This window comes from Nostoc sp. C96, assembly GCF_059384975.1.
This window is the reverse complement of record NZ_CM182020.1, coordinates 3,172,121-3,190,471: the sequence shown is the minus strand read 5'-3', so window position 1 is coordinate 3,190,471 and position 18,351 is coordinate 3,172,121. Positions and strand designations below refer to the sequence as shown.

At 38.9% G+C, this 18,351-nt stretch carries 12 protein-coding genes; 9 read left to right on the top strand and 3 right to left on the bottom strand.

Translation table 11 applies throughout. The features are described from left to right. The first annotated feature begins 25 nt into the window (after positions 1–25). From AC504W_RS13640 to AC504W_RS13630, 3 genes are all read left to right on the top strand, one after another. The gene (locus AC504W_RS13640; protein ID WP_494878317.1) at positions 26–1,123 is read left to right on the top strand and encodes a DUF2817 domain-containing protein; all 1,098 of its coding nucleotides are present in this window, start codon (positions 26–28) and stop codon (positions 1,121–1,123) included. Positions 1,124–1,373: 250 nt separating this feature from the next. Continuing rightward, complete coding sequence (locus AC504W_RS13635; protein ID WP_494878316.1) at positions 1,374–1,799, top strand: VOC family protein; 426 nt, start codon at positions 1,374–1,376, stop codon at positions 1,797–1,799. Positions 1,800–1,997: 198 nt separating this feature from the next. Next, positions 1,998–3,374, top strand: coding sequence for a cytochrome P450 (locus tag AC504W_RS13630; protein ID WP_494878315.1), 1,377 nt, complete (start codon positions 1,998–2,000; stop codon positions 3,372–3,374). A gap of 95 nt (positions 3,375–3,469) precedes the next feature. On the opposite strand, the gene AC504W_RS13625 is transcribed toward AC504W_RS13630, so the two are convergent. Further along, entirely contained in the window at positions 3,470–5,284 is a 1,815-nt protein-coding gene (locus AC504W_RS13625; RefSeq protein ID WP_494878314.1) for an ATP-binding protein, read from the bottom strand. 820 nt (positions 5,285–6,104) lie between these two features. Between AC504W_RS13625 and AC504W_RS13620 the strand changes: the two genes are divergently transcribed. From AC504W_RS13620 to AC504W_RS13605, 4 genes are all read left to right on the top strand, one after another. Next, positions 6,105–8,654 (top strand): proteasome protein, encoded by a 2,550-nt coding sequence (locus AC504W_RS13620; protein WP_494878313.1) that lies wholly within the window; start codon positions 6,105–6,107, stop codon positions 8,652–8,654. Positions 8,655–8,768: 114 nt separating this feature from the next. Beyond that, positions 8,769–12,152, top strand: a complete 3,384-nt coding sequence (locus AC504W_RS13615) for a molecular chaperone (protein WP_494878311.1) — start codon at positions 8,769–8,771, stop codon at positions 12,150–12,152. A gap of 71 nt (positions 12,153–12,223) precedes the next feature. Further along, positions 12,224–13,321 (top strand): hypothetical protein, encoded by a 1,098-nt coding sequence (locus AC504W_RS13610; RefSeq protein ID WP_494878309.1) that lies wholly within the window; start codon positions 12,224–12,226, stop codon positions 13,319–13,321. Positions 13,322–13,643: 322 nt separating this feature from the next. Beyond that, positions 13,644–14,363 carry a DUF3239 domain-containing protein gene (locus tag AC504W_RS13605; protein WP_494878307.1) on the top strand — a complete coding sequence of 240 codons (720 nt, stop codon included), beginning with the start codon at positions 13,644–13,646 and terminating at the stop codon, positions 14,361–14,363. A gap of 107 nt (positions 14,364–14,470) precedes the next feature. Here AC504W_RS13605 and AC504W_RS13600 read toward each other — a convergent pair whose 3' ends face one another. Continuing rightward, the gene (locus AC504W_RS13600; protein WP_494878305.1) at positions 14,471–15,190 is read right to left on the bottom strand and encodes a cytochrome b/b6 domain-containing protein; all 720 of its coding nucleotides are present in this window, start codon (positions 15,188–15,190) and stop codon (positions 14,471–14,473) included. A gap of 63 nt (positions 15,191–15,253) precedes the next feature. On the opposite strand from AC504W_RS13600, the gene AC504W_RS13595 reads away from it, so the two are divergent. Then, the gene (locus AC504W_RS13595) at positions 15,254–16,075 is read left to right on the top strand and encodes a DNA adenine methylase (protein WP_494878303.1); all 822 of its coding nucleotides are present in this window, start codon (positions 15,254–15,256) and stop codon (positions 16,073–16,075) included. Between the two features lie 102 nt (positions 16,076–16,177). Further along, on the top strand, positions 16,178–17,233 hold the full coding sequence (trpD, locus tag AC504W_RS13590; protein WP_494878301.1) for an anthranilate phosphoribosyltransferase: 1,056 nt from the start codon (positions 16,178–16,180) through the stop codon (positions 17,231–17,233). On the opposite strand, the gene AC504W_RS13585 is transcribed toward trpD, so the two are convergent. Then, positions 17,163–18,206 carry a retropepsin-like aspartic protease family protein gene (locus tag AC504W_RS13585; RefSeq protein WP_494878299.1) on the bottom strand — a complete coding sequence of 348 codons (1,044 nt, stop codon included), beginning with the start codon at positions 18,204–18,206 and terminating at the stop codon, positions 17,163–17,165. The two genes, trpD and AC504W_RS13585, sit on opposite strands and share 71 nt — an antisense overlap. Positions 18,207–18,351 lie beyond the last annotated feature (145 nt).

The following is an 18,351-nucleotide window of genomic DNA, read 5'->3' as shown; positions in this document are numbered from 1 at the left end:
TCACCCCTCTCTGCCCCTATTTCCCATGTCTTACGCTTCTGGCTTCAGTCCAAACTACGCTACTGCAAAATACCGTTTCTGCGCCGCAGCACAAGCATTAGGTTGCCAATTAGAAACATATTCTATTGACCAAACAGGCCCCGATGAAGAGGACTTAACTATTGATGTGGCAATATTAGGAACCTCACAACCTGAACAAATTTTGGTTGTTTCTAGCGGCTTGCATGGGGTTGAGGGTTTTTTTGGTTCTGCTGTTCAATGTGCTTTGTTAGAAGAACGTTTGATTGGTTGGAGTCCCAGCCCAAGAACAGCTTTGGTGCTGTTACACGCTTTAAATCCTTATGGTTTTGCCTGGGAACGGCGTGGGAATGAAGAAAATATTGACCTTAACCGTAATTTCCTGCTACCTCATGAGGAATATACAGGTAGTCCTGAAAAGTACGGGGACTTGAATAGGTTCTTTAACCCTACTTCACCACCATCGCCTTTTGAACCGTTTTTGATGAAAGCGATCGCTACTATTTTCCGTCACGGGATTAATTCTTTAATCAATACCTTACCTGTAGGTCAATACGACTTTCCCCAAGGTCTATTTTTTGGTGGAAACAGACCATCGAAAACATATCAAATATTAGCGGCTCATCTTCCTCGATGGATTGGTAATGCCAAAAATGTTCTGCATATTGATTTACACACTGGTTTAGGCAAAAAAGCGACTTATAAACTGTTTATTAATGACCTCCCAGATTCAGCATCAGCCCAATGGTTAATCGAAAAGTTTGGTGCTGATGTCGTGGAACCTTATCAACCAGAGGGAAAGATGTATAAATTTCGTGGGGGTTTAGGAACTTGGTGTCAAGCGATGTTTCCCCAGTGTGATTACAAGTTTCTCACGGCTGAGTTTGGTACTTACCCAGTTATGCAAGTAGTAGAAGCCTTACGGGCCGAAAATCGCGCTCATTTCTATTCTCCGCCAGAACACCCTGATAAAAAATGGACGCGCCAAAGATTGGCAGAAGTGTTTGCACCAGCAGATATGACTTGGCGGAATACGGTGGTGTGTAAAGGTCTTGATTTAGTCGAAAAAGCAATCGAAGTTTGCTTTCCTACAGAAGTGATTTAAAACTCAGCTTACCTTTGCATTGAAAAACAGCAAGGGTTGAATCTGGAGAACTTTAAAATTGGAATTTACCCGCAATATTATAAGTAGAGTGACATAAATAATTGTAATTAAGACAAGGCAGGAAGCAGGAGGCAGAAGGCAGGAGGGAAGAAGTTTTTAATATTTTGCCTAAGACTTGTCTATTTAATTTTATTTGTGTCTTTCTAGTTAAATCTAAGAGATATTTTTGATTGCATTTAGGAAACAAATAATGGCAGATATTGGCTTTACTCATATTGCACTGGGAGTAACCGACATCAATAAAAGCATCGCTTTTTATCAGAAGTATGCTGGAATGAAAGTAGTACATCGTCGCACCGATGAAACTAATCAATTAGAAGTTGCTTGGATTAGCGATTTAACTCGACCATTTGTGATTGTGCTATTGCAATTAGATCAAGCACAATGTCAGCCTTCATCTGGGTTCCATCTTGGCGTAGCCTGTCAAAGCCGTGAAGAAGTAGATAGTCTCTGTTATGAGGCGAAATTAGAAGGATTATTGCAAGAAGGGCCTCATGATTGGGGTTCTCCGGTTGGTTACTGGGCTTTTATCCGTGACCCTGATGGTTATCAACTTGAGGTTGCCTATGGTCAGGAAGTTAGTTTGACGATCGCCCAAACACAACAACCAGAATAAGGATAGGCGATCGCTATTATAAGTACTGGCAGTTACAGCAGTAGCCAAGTTTGTTAGGGCATCGGTAAATGAAGAATTGAAGAAAAACTTAGGATTACTGGCAAAATCAACAACTAAATTCTGATAAAACTCTGCGTAACTTTGCCCTTACCTCTCTACTCCTCTGCGTTCCCAACTCTCTTAGTAGGAGCATAACTAATGATTACTTTCCCAGAAAACACCCAAACCAGTTATAAACTACCACCGCAAGCAATCGAGCCTAGATGGTTTCAAACGGCGCGAGCAATCATACAACCAATCGAAAATCTAGATTGGCATCAAAAAAAATATGGCGATATTTTTATTTCCAGATTTGCTGGTTTTCCTACACAGGTAATTATTAGTAATCCGCAAGCAATTCAAGAACTGTTTACTGCTGATGCCAAGTTGTTTGAATCAGGTTCAGGAAATAAAGTTATTCAACCTTTGGTAGGCACAAATTCATTAATATTACTTGATGGCGATCGCCACTTACAACAGCGGAAACTTTTAATGCCGCCTTTTCATGGGGAACGGATGAAAGCCTATAGTAATTTGATTTGTGAAATTACTCATCAAGTCACTAGTCAATGGCAAGTTGGGCAATCATTTATCGCTCGTCCTAATATGCAGGAAATTTCCCTAAAAGTGATTTTAAGCGCTGTTTTTGGGCTAAAAGCGGGGGAGCGTTCCCAAAAAATTCAGCAAATCTTAGTTGAGATGTTGGATACTTTTAATGAACCGTTGAGTGTTGTTTTCTTATTTTTCCAATCATTACAACAAGATTTAGGTGCTTGGAGTCCTTGGGGGAAATTTATTCGACGTAGACAGCAACTAGATGAGCTAATTTACCAAGAAATTCGAGAACGTCGCCATCAAGCAGATTCCCCAGGTGAAGATATTATGAGTTTGCTATTGTCTGCACGAGATGAAAATGGTCAACCCATGAGTGATGAGGAGCTACGCGACGAGTTGATGACTATGCTATTTGCTGGCCATGAAACTACTGCGATCGCATTAGCTTGGGCTTTATATTGGATTCATTATGTGCCAGAAGTCCGCGAAAAATTACTGCAAGAACTTAATTCTGTTGATATCTCAAGTACAGACCCTACAACGATTGCTCAACTACCATATCTGAATGCTGTTTGCTCTGAAACACTGCGAATTTATCCAATTGTTTTCTTTAGTTTACCGCGCATTTTACAAGCTCCTATGCAATTGATGGGTTACGATTTACCCAAAGGTATAACAATATCTGCTTGTATTTATTTAACTCATCATCGCCCAGATATTTATCCAGAACCTCAGCGTTTTCGACCAGAAAGGTTTCTGGAACGCCAATTTTCTCCTTATGAATTTGTGCCTTTTGGTGGTGGAAATCGTCGCTGTTTGGGAATGGCGTTTGCTTTATTTGAAATGAAATTGGTGCTGACAACTATCCTCTCTCATTACTCATTAGAGTTGTTAGAAAAAGCTCCTATCAAACCTGTGCGGCGTGGCATAGTATTTACACCGGCTGGCGGTGTGCATTTGATGGTAAAGGATAAGTTTTAAAGTCAGAAATCAGGAATAAATTTACTACCTAAAAATAGGCAAAAGCTGAATAAATTAAAATTTTTACTTTTGCCTTTTAACTTTTTATTTTTGCCTTATTCTACTAGTTTGGGTATGCTAATTAAAAACTCAGTTCCTGCTCCTGCTGTGGACACACAATGTAATTCACCACGGTGTTTTTTGACAATAATTTGATAGCTAATTGATAACCCCATACCTGTACCTTTGCCTACGGCTTTAGTGGTAAAGAAGGGGTCAAAGATGCGATCGCGAATTTTTTCGTTGATTCCTGGCCCGTTGTCAGTAATACTAATAACTATGCGATCATCTGCTTGCAAATATGTGCGAATCTGAATTTGTGGATGGGGAATAGCGACTTCTTCTAAAGCATCAATAGCATTTGTTAACAGGTTCATAAATACCTGATTCATCTGTCCAGGGTTACACATCACCTGTGGTAAATCCCCATACTCTTTAATCACCTCAATTTCTGGAGATTCTGGTTGAGATTTCAAGCGGTTTTGCAATAGTAGGAGCGAATTATCTATACCTTCGTGGATATTCGCTAATTTCATGCCTTCTTCATCAACCCGTGAGAAATTACGTAAAGACAAGACAATTTGACGAATGCGTTCTGCACCACTATTCATCGAATCTAATACTTTAGGTAAATCTTGGCGGATAAAATCTAAATCAACTGCATATATTTGCTGGTGAATTTCTGGTGTTGGTGGGTAAAAATATTGTTGATAAAGTTCAATTAAATGTAATAAATCCTGTACATAATCGTTGGCATATTTCACATTGCCATAAATAAAATTCACAGGGTTATTGATTTCGTGAGCAATACCTGCTACCAACTGTCCCAAACTAGACATTTTCTCTGACTGAATCAGTTGAGCCTGGGTTTGTTGCAATTGTCGCAGTGTTTCTTCTAGCTGCTGAGTTTTAGCGCGAAACTTGGCTTCTGATTTTCTTAAAGCTTTTTCTGTACGCTGTCGCCGTAGTTCTTCTTGTTTGCGAACTGTAATATCGTGGCAAATACCAATAAAGTAAATAATATTGCCAGTAGCATCTTTGATGGCTGATAAGTAGCAACTATGCCATTGCCAATTACCATTTTTGTGTTTCACACGATATTCAATTGCCTCTTGCTGTTGACCTGTGGTGGAAACTGTGGTGAAATAATCTACACAAGTTGATAAATGTTCTTGATGTATAAAGCCCGCAAAATGCTGACCTTCAACTTCTGCTACTTCATGCCCTAAGATATCTTTCCAGTTGGAAGATACATAAGAAAATAAACCATCAGGAGTAAGCGAAAAAATAATATTGTTGGCGTTTTCGACAATAGTCCGAAAGTTATCACCACACTCAATAAAAGCTTCTTGAACTATGTGAGTGATATCACGCACAAGTACGATAATTTCTTGTGATTCTAAGGGTAATAATCGGGCTTCAAAATGTGCCTTACTTTTTCCTAAATCTAAACTATATACAAAACTAACTACAGCCTGAGTTTGCAAAGCTTGATTGATTGCTTGATGAAAGCGGATGACAAGAGATGTTGGTAAACACTCTAGTAATTGCTTACCAGGAATTATGCTGGATGGGTTAACTAAATTATATGTTTTGCTTGATTGATATTCTAAAATAATACCGTGGGGATCAATCCGAAAGTACATATCTGCAAGCATCTGCCAAATTGCTTGAATTTGAGAAGTTTTCGGAAATGAGTTTGGTTCTGTTACTATCTGGTTATCAATTTTTGTTGCTAGTTCATGATTAGCATTTGCTAATGCTATGGTTATTAACTTGCGATCGCTTATATTTTTTGTATTGCGCTTCTGCACTATTTTCGTGCTTTCATCAAGTTTATTATTTAAGTTTTGCACCCTTTCAGAGAACACTTTTACCTGCCTACTTCTACGGAGAAGAATATGATATAAAATCTGAAAAATTAACTTAAATTTTAAAAACTGTTTATTTTCTATCCTGCGATATTACCCCAGAAAATAAATAGTTACTATTATGATCTTAGTATTATCACTTTAGTAAGACATCTATCTTAAGAGTGGGTCAGATCACTGGGTAAATAATATTTTGCGTAAATAGAAATGTAACATAACTTTGCTGCTGCAAAATCAATTATGCTTAAATTTTTAAGTAATAATGTTGAATTTTTTGTAAATTAAAATATTTTCAAATATTACAAAATTGGTATTGATATAGCTTAGACTTTGACTTAATTAAGTTATTTTAATCTTTCGACTTAAAATTTGACAGTAATCTTAAATGATACATTTTATACAGAAAAAGCTGCGGAATCGGATTATCAACGATTAAAAATTAGCTTAAATCCTGATTTTTTCGTTGTAGACATTGTTTTTCAAACATAAAAATTATCAAAAAAGAATTCTTCAGAAGTGCATATTTGTGCATTACTACTCACTAAGATGAGATTCTGGGTAATAAAGTTAAATTTTGATTAAAAATGACTGTTATTAAGTTTTTGTACAGAATAAATAGCTGTTTGCTTGAGAACAGATATACCTAGATGCTAACCAATTCCCAATAAATAGATATCACAGTTCACCATTGCATCAGGGACATTGTAGTCTCTGATATCAGCAAGATGTACCTCACTTAAACGAGGAACACCATCACATCTGCTGGCAACTTTTATGTTATAAAACTCACATAAATTTTATTTTTAACGGTAACTATTGTATGGAATCTGAAAAATTAGCAAATTTTAAAGAGTATGGCGAATTTATACTCCAGAAAATTAACTCGGTACCGCAGTATCCTTCTAAACAAGAAGACTGGGTTCCAGCCAGCCTAGATGAATGTCTGGAACGTTTGCGAGAAACTGCCCAGAAAACCGTAGAACTTGCAACTTCCCCTGTGAAAATTGGTGTGATGGGAGAATTTAGTAGTGGCAAAACTTTATTATTAGGTAGCTTAATCGGATATGCAGATGCGTTACCAGTCAATGAAAACCCCACGACGGGTAACGTTACAGCCATTCACCTCATCCCCCAAGATGAATTTGCAACTACTCAAGTGGGAAATTTTACTGTTGAGTATCTTTCCCATGAAGGGGTGAAAGAGTGCCTGCGCTATATGTTAGCAGAAGCCAGCCGCAGGTCAGCAGCAGCCGGACTTGTGCCTATACAGGTTGCACAGTTAAACTCTGGCAAAGATATTCTGGCTTGGTGTGAACAAGCATGGAATCAGAGTAATAATTTAGAGTTACGCTATTTGCTGCGGGAGTTGGTGTTATTTGTGCGTGCTTATAGTTCCTACGGCGAGGCGATGTGTAGCGGCCATTATCAGATTGATCATGCCACAGCACGGGAGGGTTTACAGCTGGCAGAACAACCAATGGCTATTCAAACTCTCAGGTTTGCAGACTTACCGCCAGCACATATCCGTTTACCCAGTCCACCCCAAAAGTTAGCCACCAAGTTATTGCAAAATAGCTTCCCCTTAATTCGCCGCGTTGATATCGAAGTCAAAATCTCGCGGGAAATTTGGGATGTGACAGACGCTTCCGAATTTATTTTGTTAGATTTTCCGGGTTTGGGTGCGGCGAATTCCGGCGCGAGGGATACCTTTTTATCACTGCGAGAATTGGCGGAAGTCCAAACAATTTTAATCTTGCTCAATGGTAAATCGCCGGGGAGCGATCGCGCCAACAAAATCTTCACCATGATGCAGCAACAGCGTCCCGGACAAGACCTGAAAGATTTAATTCTTGTCGGTGTCGGTCGTTTTGACCAACTACCCCTAGAAAGTGAAGGCGGCGAAAGAGAACTCGACCAACTCATCGAAGAAACCAACACTCCTTTATATGAGAATGCTGTTGTCCAAAAACTTAGAGTTCTGCAAACAACTATTGATGGCGCGAGTGCATTCACAACTCAAAAAGACCGCATTGTATTGTTATCCCCTTTGTTAGGACTAGCGGAATTAGCCAAACGTTCGAGTAGTGTCAAAGCTGGTTCGCCAGAATTTTTATCTAACTTAGATTATCCTAATTACCTCGAACGCTCAAAGCGGTTGCAACAAAAATGGACTCGCCTCAGCGAAAGACTATTAGAGTCGGATGCACGTAGTCAACTTGGAAGACAATTAGGTTATTTTGCTCAAGATGGCGGTATTGCCAAACTGCGAGAATTAATTCAAAATCACGTTGCAATGCACGGACTTAAGCAACTGTATGAAGACACCCGTCGCGCTGCTGAAAGTCTCCGTCAACAACAAGAAAACCTCAAAAATATCATCGCCGAAATTCACGAACAAGGTATCCCAACTGTTGATAGCCCAACATTAATTGATTTGCGAAATGCTATCGATAGTTTAGATAAAACCTACCGCAACTTTCAAAAAGAATTAGGCAAAGAACCACTCAAAGACCGCCGCGGAACTGTCGTGAGTGAAGTTGTGAAAGACGAACTCACATTTAAAATTCTCAACTGGAACCAGTGGACTTTATTATTTAACAAAGCGAATAATGGTGCTATCACCATAGCAGAAACCAAAGGCGCGGCCGGGAAGTTATTTGAAAGAGGAAATCGCATTAATAATACTTTGCCAAGTAAGAGTGATGATTTCTATCCTACCTTTGAAAAAACTGTGCAAGAAGTCGAGATATTTGCCCGCGATCGCATTCGGCAAGCAGTGGTAGATTTATTAAATAAACTCTCCAATCAAGTAGCTGAAGCACGGGACTATCTTAAATCTCTTCTCTCACCCGCAATGGAACAAGAAATCGAAATTGGTTTTGGTGGAGAAGAAGCCGACTTATTTTATAAATTACTGTTAGGTTCCGACCCCAATCAATGGAAAGAAGCTATCCTTGCAGAAATTAATAGCAAAGATAAAGAAATTGCTCCCGAATTGATATTTCCCCTCGCACGCCAAGACGAAAAACACAACATTGGTCAAATATTTGACTGGTCACCCGAACGAAATCAAAATTCACCTAGAGCCAGCCATCATCAAATGTTAGTATTACGTTTACGTGATGAAATTACTGCCAGCGCCAGTTTACATTTAGTGCAGTATGTGAGTGAAGTAAATCAACAAGTCAACTCAGAAATAGAAGGCATTTTAGACCAAATTATTCCCACACTGCAAAATGTTTCTAAAAAAGAAGCATTGCTGAGATACCTTGCTGCTGGCGACTCACCACCAAAACTTGCTATTCCCACTTGGTTAAATATTCTCGCAGAAATCGCCACCACTTCTGATTTAGATATTCCTAGTTACTAAGGAATTAGTCACGTAAGAATAATTAACCGCCGATAAACGCCGATAAATTCATATCATTTCGGTCTTCTTTGCGCCTTTGCGCCTTTGCGTGAGATAAAAGAAAGGAACTAAAAAATGCCAGTAGAAATTCGCCTCCCTCCACGCTTTCAAGTCCAAGTCAACGAAAACGAATATTTAGAACTCCCCACCATTCAACTAGTTGCTATTGGTAATAATGTACCCCACATTGCCCGGATCAACTTCTCCGTTAAAGGTACACCCAGCGAAATAACTACCCAAATTCAAAAAGCATATAAACCCTTTGATGCTGTCACCCCAAAAATTTCCCAAATCGGACAATTAGAACAATATCCTTGTAAATTAGAAAAACCTTTAACCGAACCAATCAACTGTACCTTACAAGTAATTGTTGAATATTTTGATTCCGATTTTTCAGGGGAACCAGTATTATCTGAACCTAAGCAAGTTCAGGCTGTTTGTTATTTATGGACACCATCTACTGCTGAAGCGCAAATTATGAATTCTGATTCATTACCAAACCCTTATGAAGAACCAGTTAACTATCAGCCAGTCAAAAGATTTCCGGGATGGTTTGCGTTAGATTTTGGTACATCGAATTCTACCGTGACTTTGTTTGACCCGATAGAAATTCCCATTGCCGAAATTTTACCACGGGAACAGGAATTAAGATTGCGCGATCGCCTCTCCCAATGGCTCAATTCTCCCGCTTCCGAAGCATTACCAGATATCAGTGAAACTGAGTGGCAGAAATTTATTATTGATATTAGTAAAAACTTAGAAATCGAACCCAGCCGTTTAGGCGAAATCTTTGAAAGTGATAATAAAGAAAGATTTTTAGAAGCAATTCGCCAAATTGAATTATGTTTAGGTAATAGCGAAAAATTTCAACGTGCCGCTAGTAAAAAATTATATCAAATATATCACGAAGTTTTTCGCGTTCCCACCTTAGAATCGCAAAATTTAATTCCTGTAGTTCTAGATATTGACCGCCGCGATAGCGAAATTCCCAGCGAGTTAGAAATTTACAACTTAGAAGTATTAAAACTGAAAATGGGGCGAGAAGCAAGAGATAATCGAAAAAAAGCGATCGCCCAAGGCACTAGCAGTTCTTTAAAAGAAATTATTAGCCGTTTTCATCATTCACCAAAGCGGTATTTTGGTCAAAATAAAACATTCCCTGTAATGTTAAATGATACCGAAATTAATATTAATGTTAACCAATTAATTCAAGCAGCTTGGGCGCATTTAATTGATTTAACCGAAGATTATCGCCAACGCGCTAGACGTAGATTTTCCGAAGGTGAACTGTTAACCGCCGTTGTTACCTATCCCACCGTTGCACCGCCAGTAGTTCGCAAAGAAGTTAAGCAATTAGTAGAACAATTAGGTATTGATGATGTACAAACAGCTTATGATGAAGCTGTTTCCGTAGCGATATTTTTCTTATGGCGAGAATTCGGTGGTAATTTAAATATTGGCATTGAATCTTTTAAAACTCGTTGTCGCCGCGATGGCAATAAATGGTCACAAAATGTATTAGTTTTAGATATTGGTGGCGGCACAACAGATTTAGCATTAATTGAATTAACCTTAGAAGATAAAACCCCCTTCTTTGCCAATAATGAAGACAGAGGCTTAGGCGGAAGATATTATAAATTAACACCAAAACTATTAGGTTCATCGGGACATTTACAACTCGGTGGCGAATTAATTACCCTGCGAGTATTTAGGTTATTAAAAGTTGCGATCGCAGATTTTCTCCTCACAGCAGTTACCCGTGGCGATATCGATAGCGAAAAACTCGAAGACTTAATTAGTTCCGAACTAAACGAGCGTTTTCTCGACCAAGGTAAATTCAAAACAAGCAGCTTATTAAAATGCTTAGATAGAGAAAATCCTGAAGGCGATGCAGCTTATAAAGATGCCTTAGATACAGCGGAAAAAGTCCTACCAACCCGTTGGCAGCAAGCACCACAACGCCTACAAACCTTTTACACACTATGGGATTATGCAGAAGCCGCCAAACTCAAACTCGGACAAAAATTGTCAACCGATAATTCACTTTTAACCTTTACAATATCCGAACAACAAATTGCCGAACTTCTCACCCAAAGCGCAATTAAATATCAAATTCACAACCCCGATAATATCTCCGTCACCCTAGATAATCAACAATTTGAACGTGTCGCCACCTCCGCAATTAAAGAAGCCATTGGTATTGCCAAAGGCTTAATGGAAAGCCGCTTACGTTCAGAAGATAATACCATCGATGCTTGGAATACTCACAAAGTTGACTGGTTAATTCTCTCAGGAAAAACTTGCAATCTCGACTTAGTACAACGCCATATTTACCAAGAATTTAGCAAGTCTCCCTACTTCGTTTGGAACCCAGAACGCATCACCTTTGTTTTAGAATTTACTAAACTCGCCACCTCCGCAGGTGCGTGTTACGCCGAAAAATTACGCCGACTCAGATTTGATCCCGAAGAATCAAAAGCACTCCTACAAAAAGGCGCGAATCAATTAGAAATAGACGTTAAAAATCTATTTTATTACCTACCTTGTAACTTCAAACGCAAAACCCAAAGTAACGAACTACTACCAGTATTTAAAGCAGGACAAGAACTCTATCAAATTGCACCTTGGGAAACAGTTGCCAAAGTGCGTACAGCTTGGCAAGGTATACAGTTAACTAATATTATTTATCGCCAAGATTACGAAGACGGTGATTTAAGACTGTGGGGAAGCTTCGACGGTAAACATCTCATGGAAAAATTAGGGATGGAAGAAGCAGAGTTTCTCAAAAAAATCAAAGTGCAATTTGAAATTGACCAGACATTACAATTTAGCGTTTTATTATGCCAAGGAAATCCTCATTATTTAATTGATGTTCCCGGTATTGATGTTGGTTCGGCAATCTTAGCAGCTTCCGAAACCTCATTATTTGCCGACGGTAAACTAAAATGGAACATCGCCGTAGAACGACCAAATAAAGACTTAACTGATGGCGATATCGCAGTCAACGTCATCGAATCTGCAACAGTAGATCAACCAAACGCCTATCATTTAGTCTTTGAAATCGACTCAAATGATAATCAATTTCTACACGAATTTCATTACCTCCGTGATGGTTCACCCCAACCAGGAAAAGGTTTAATTAGTAATCCTTTACCACCCTTTCCTTACACTGGAGAACACACATTTTATGTCTATCAAACCGACACTGAAACTAATAGAAAAAAATGGATACGTATCGGTTCACTCAGTAAACCATCCGTCACCACAGACTACCCTTGCCAATATCGCGTCACCATAGACAACAAAGGTATTTTGCGAATGCACTCCGGCGAAGTTCCCTACTGGACATCCACAAGTCAAGAATGTTTAAAACAAGAAGGTTGTGTTTATCGTGCAGAATTAGAATTGCAACCCAACGAAGTTGATAAAGAACGCGATCCTTTCTGTGGAATACATTAACTTACTCCGCGTTACTCCGCGTTTACCTTCGCGCCCCTTTGCGTTTAAATTAATGCAAGCCCTTACTCACCATGCAGCATCTACGTCAATTATTAGAAACAGAAAACTCCGAATTAGCCAGGTTATTGCGGTGTAGCCTGTATGGACTAGAAGCTGCATTAAACCAAGCCTATACAGAAATACCTGATGATCCTGGTACTGAAATTTGTGCAGAATTGCTGCAAGAAATCCAAAATTTGTTGCAGCCTCCACATCAAGAAGAAACGACTGTTATCCAATCTTCAAATGAATTAAAACTAAATTATCTGCGTGATGCTTGGGATGCTGACTCAGAACTAAGTTTATATTTAGGTGATGCACAATTACAAAGCCAAACCGACGCTGATTTATGGCATGAGATTCACCGTAAATTACTACGAATACCTGATGATTTAGCTGCATTTTGGCAACAACGCGCCTTAGATTTAGCTCAAGAAATTGGTGCAGTAGAAGATAAATCTAACTTCTATCAACTTCCATTTATCAGAGATGAAATCATTTACCCTGGACTCAAAGGTAGTGTGAATGTTCAGGGATTATGTTTATCTCAAAAAGCACTTTTAAAATCAAAGTTACATCCAATTCACGAATCGGAAGATTTACAATTACTCTCTGGCTTATTAAATTTATATCTCAAATTTATAGAAATAGAACCAAATTTACATCACGCCTTAAAAAGTATTTTTAGCTTTGATATTATTCCTTTCAATTCCAAACCAGAACAACAACAACAATATATAGAAGCCTTAACAGACCGCTTTCATCGCACCCAAAAAGCCGAAGAAAATAACGATATTTTAGCTATTGTACGTGCATGGATTGATATAGATGAAGCCATACATTCTTTAGTATTCATTCCCCCCGTTGAACGTTATTCTTGGTGGGGAAAATTACAGCAAGAATCACGGCGAACCTTAAAAAAAGTTGCGGATAAAGCCAATAAATCAGGACACAATGTCAGAATTCGCCAACTCTCAGGACTCTATGCGGATATATGTGCTTTTTCCAAAGATGATTTACAGCTAAATTGTGGCGGTATCCCTGGAGAAGTTTTAACTTGTTTGCGAGTCTATGCACGCATTAATCAAGAAGAATTCCCCGGACGGGTAATATTTCGTTCATTACGCTAGAGATTATTAATTTTTATGCTGCATAAATAAAATCAGAACTTACGCAAAAGTATGAAGAAACGAACCGCAAAGGACGCATAGACGCGATAGCGGCTTCCCGCAGGGTAGGAGACGAAGTGATAAGAGTTTGAGAGAGTTCTTGTGTAAGTCCTAAAAAGATTAAAATTACTAATCTAAATTATATAGTTGTATCGTTAATCATCGATGTTGTTAAACTTTATCTCATTTTAGGGAAACCTAACTTATGTATAGGTTGAAAGAATATATTTCAACCCATACTAAGTTGATTCAGAAACTAAAAAATAAGTAGTTGAGTAGAAAAATGGTAAATCAACCACAACGCCCTTTAATATTAGATGGCAGTACTGACGCTTCAAATCCTGGAACTCTCAACGTTGATTATTTTTATTGGGTTCTTTCATTTCCTAGTCAACCAATTAAGTTGATTCTACCAATAATTGCTTTGCTTGCTTTAGCTATTTTTATTGATTGGATTTTTGGTGCTGCTATTCTGGACGTAATGCGTAAAGGTAAAAGTTTGGAACATTTACCATTCGCATTATTGGGAGTTGCTATATTCAATATTTTCTTTGGTATTGGAATATGGTGGTTTCTAAAACCGCTTTCATTTCTTGCAGTCTACATCCGTGAATATTTCATTTATGGTTGTGTTAACCCAGGTATTGTAGTTTCATCAAAGCCATCTTTAGTTGCCGTATTCACTGATCTCAGGACAGATATAATGCCATATTATGCTATTAAAATTCTCCATCAACCGCTTCGATGGATGAAAAATGGAGTTCCACCCGTGGGTACAAGACTGGCTACAGTGGCTTTATATGAAGGTAATATTAACAAAGGTCATTGGGATACTTTTCACCCAATAGCTATTGATTGCGTAACTGGGAACCAAGCTGATATACAAAGAGTTTTAGAAAGTATACCTGATTGGGAATGGGAACAGCTTGAAATAGGTCTTGAATACATTAAAACAACTAAGCCAGGATTGTATTTTCTACCTTCTCCGAATCCATTTGAATAGTTTAAGGACATCTGATTATTTTAATTTTATTTTCATGCTTATACCCAATTTTATGAGTAGAGACGTTGTATAAAAAGTCTCTACATTTTTATCAAGAAACAATATTACTATTCCGAAAAAAACACAGGTAGGAGAAATGCAACAACAACTCCAATCAATACAAACGCCTCAATAATTCTCAAACTTAAATTATTATCTAACAATTGATTAACTCTTTCACCAAAATTAGTTTGGAAGCTATTCCACCAAGTACGGTAACGAGTAACCCATTGATTTGGACTATCTTCTGGGTGAACTTGCCATGAAATCATAGACAATAATAATGGCGCGCCACCCACTTTCGTAGACATTAAAAGATGAATAGCTAAACAGCCAACTATCACACACCAAGCGATAAGATGTAAGGTATACCAAATATGATTAATTTCTCCAGCCGGAAGCCATTCTTCTTTCATCATCCTGCCAGAAACTACGGAAAAAACTGAAGCAATTAGCATAAGAGTGTTAGCTAGTCTTTGCAAACTCACCCACCAAATTGGTTTACCAACTTGGCGCAGTTGTTCCCATGAATTAGCTTGAATAAGTCGCCTATTCCCAGCATGAAAGCTGTAAATTGCAAATGCTGGTAGGAAAATCAAGAAAAATAAGGCAAAAGTGCCATGAATCCCTTGAATATCGCCAAGTTGCGGAAATGAAATTTTACCAAATCGTCCATCGTAGGTATTGTAAACTAGAAATCCAGTGATGATGGCTGCGATCGCTAAAATTCCACTCACCCCATGCAGTAGTCGCAACCATAACGGTTGATAGGGAACAGAACGAGGCATAAAAACATTTATTCTGCACAACAAATATAAAGATATTTTAAGACAAAGCGCGATTTTTTACTTATGCTCAAAAGTCCCCTCCGCTATCCTGGAGGTAAATCTAAAGCGATAAAACAGATTATTGAATACATTCCAGATAATTTTTCGGAATTTCGAGAACCTTTTGTTGGTGGCGGTTCTGTATTTATTTATTTAAAGCAAAAATACCCTAATTTAAAAATTTGGATTAATGATTTAAACCCAGAACTATTCTTATTTTGGAAACTAGCTCAATCTGATATATCTGTATTAGTTCAAGAAATACGCCAAATAAAAAATCAATATACAGATGGTAAATTATTATTCACAGAGCTAACTACTATTGACGTAAAAAAGTTGTCTCATTTAGAAAGAGCAATACGGTTCTTTATCCTTAACAGAATTACCTTTTCTGGTACTATAGAATCCGGTGGTTTTTCTCAAGAAGCTTTTGAGAAAAGATTTACACATTCCTCAATAGAACGTTTAGAAAAACTAAAGTCTATTTTAACAGCAGATATCAAAATAACTAACTTAGATTATAGTTACCTGTTAAATGAAAAAGGGGAAAATATATTTTTATTTTTAGATCCGCCATATTTTAGTGCTACTAAATCTAGACTATACGGTAAGGATGGAGACTTACACACCTCTTTTGAACATCAAAGATTTGCTGAAAGCTTAAAACAATGCGATCATCCTTGGCTGATTACTTATGATAATTCTTCGCAAATTCGGGATAATTTTCAATGGGCGAATATTTATGAGTGGGAATTGCAATATGGCATGAATAATTACAAACAAAATGGTGCTGCGAAAGGGAAAGAATTATTCATTACTAACTATAAAATAGAGAAATTTCTATGAATAACTAACTTTGATAGCTGCTCATTTTCCGGTACGATAGCTGCCATATCCGCTTCTTAGGAAGCCTTGGCGATCGCATTTTCATCACTTACAACCCTAGCTATGACAACTTCCTCAGAAATTTCTACAAGTTGGTATATTCTGCTACAGCAATTAATAGACGGTCAATCCTTGACACGCCCCCAAGCTGCGGAATTGATGCAAGGGTGGCTGAGTGAAGCAGTTCCCCCAGAGTTATCAGGAGCAATTTTAACCGCCCTCAATTTTAAAGGCGTTTCCGCCGAAGAATTAACGGGTATGGCTGAAGTCCTACAATCTCAATCTAAAGGACTCAGCACTCAGCCCTCAACCCTCAGCACTGTCATAGACACTTGTGGAACTGGCGGTGATGGTTCATCAACTTTCAATATTTCTACGGCGGTGGCTTTTGTTGTCGCGGCTTATGGTGTACCTGTAGCTAAACATGGTAATCGTTCCGCCTCTAGTCTTACAGGTAGCGCGGATGTTTTAGAAGCATTGGGTGTCAACTTAAGCGCGCCTAGCGAAAAAGTCCAAGCCGCGTTACAAGAAGTCGGGATCACCTTTTTATTTGCCCCTGGTTGGCATCCAGCACTGAAATCAGTGGCTCAATTACGCCGAAATCTCAGAATTCGCACTGTTTTTAACTTACTAGGGCCGTTAGTCAATCCCTTGCTTCCAACTGGGCAAGTGGTGGGGTTATTTACACCCAAACTTTTAGAAACTGTTGCTCAAGCGTTACATAATTTAGGGAAACAAAAAGCGATCGTTTTACACGGACGCGAAAGAATTGATGAAGCCAGCCTGGGAGATTTAACTGATTTAGCTGTGTTATCTGATGGCAAAGTGCAGCTAACAACTATCAATCCTCAAGAAGTGGGTGTAACACCTGTATCTATCAATGCTCTTAAGGGTGGCGATGTCCAGGAAAATGCCGAAATTCTCAAAGCTGTGCTGCAAGGCAAAGGAACCACAGCACAACAAGATGCTGTAGCGTTAAATGCTTCTTTAGCTCTACAAGTTGCAGGGGCGATTCCCTTATTAGATCACGCCCAAGGTGTGAGTGTGGCTAAGGAAATTCTACAGAGCGGGAGTTCGTGGACGAAGTTGGAGGCTCTAGTTGAATTTCTACAGAATTAACTTCTGAATGGGATTGGGGACGGAACTCAACAACATTACGTTTAATGGTGACATCGTAATTGCCAAAGAAATCATGTCCTAATAAACCAGTTTCCAAATCTGTGCCAGCGATCGCCACTGGCACTCGATTCACCCTCACCCCACTAACTGTCATTGAATCGACATAACCAACTGGAAATTCTACGGCTCTGGAACTGGCAGTATTTGCTTTGGCTTTACCCACAGCAACAATCCCTAACTCATTAGCCATCTGCTGAGTAATTACAGTGCCACTTGCTCCTGTATCTACAATCATGTCGAATTTCTGCTGACCGTTAAAGGTAACTTCCACAATCGGCGTACCACCAACGCGGCGTTTGATTGGGGCAACAAACACATTTTTTTCGGGAGGCGGAACTTCTACCGCTGAAAAAACTCGCTGTTCTGGCTGCTGTCTGGTTGTAATAGTCGGTTGTGGCATAAATTTAGCCACAGTTTTGGGCTGAGGAACTGCCACCACTATTTTTTGATTATCAGTTGAGGCCTGCTGCAAATTAGGATTAGCCTTTTGCAGGGCGTACTTCACCTTCCGTTGGTATTCAACAATTTTGCCTTGAGCCGAGACAAAATCTGGACTTTGACGGCTGACTTTTTCCATGAGGGCGATCGCCTCTTGAAATTGATTAGCCACTAAGTTCCAATCCTCAACCGACTGTGCCGATTGGCTAATACTCACGGCTCCTGCGGCTTTGTCTAGTCCCAATTCAAACGAATTTGGCTCAAGTTCCGACGGCGGCAGTGCTTCAGGTTCCGGGCGGTTTACTGGGGCTGCTGATTCAACAGAGGGCTGTACTGATGAATTATCTGTCACCACAGATTGTTGATTAACAACACTCTCAGTAGTCTGTTTGTCTTCACTACAGGCAACACCCAAAACGGCTAAAGCGCTTGAGATCAAAATCAGGGCTGCACGAGATAAAAAAGACTGAAGCATAATTGATATCTATTTTACCTACCCAAACAACTGCAAAACCACTTCTGCCACCGATTACCCTGGAAAAATTTTGTCTGCTTAATTTTTAATTCTTAATTAATTACCTAGAGAATGCACAGTTGTTGAACTCATGGGATAATTAACT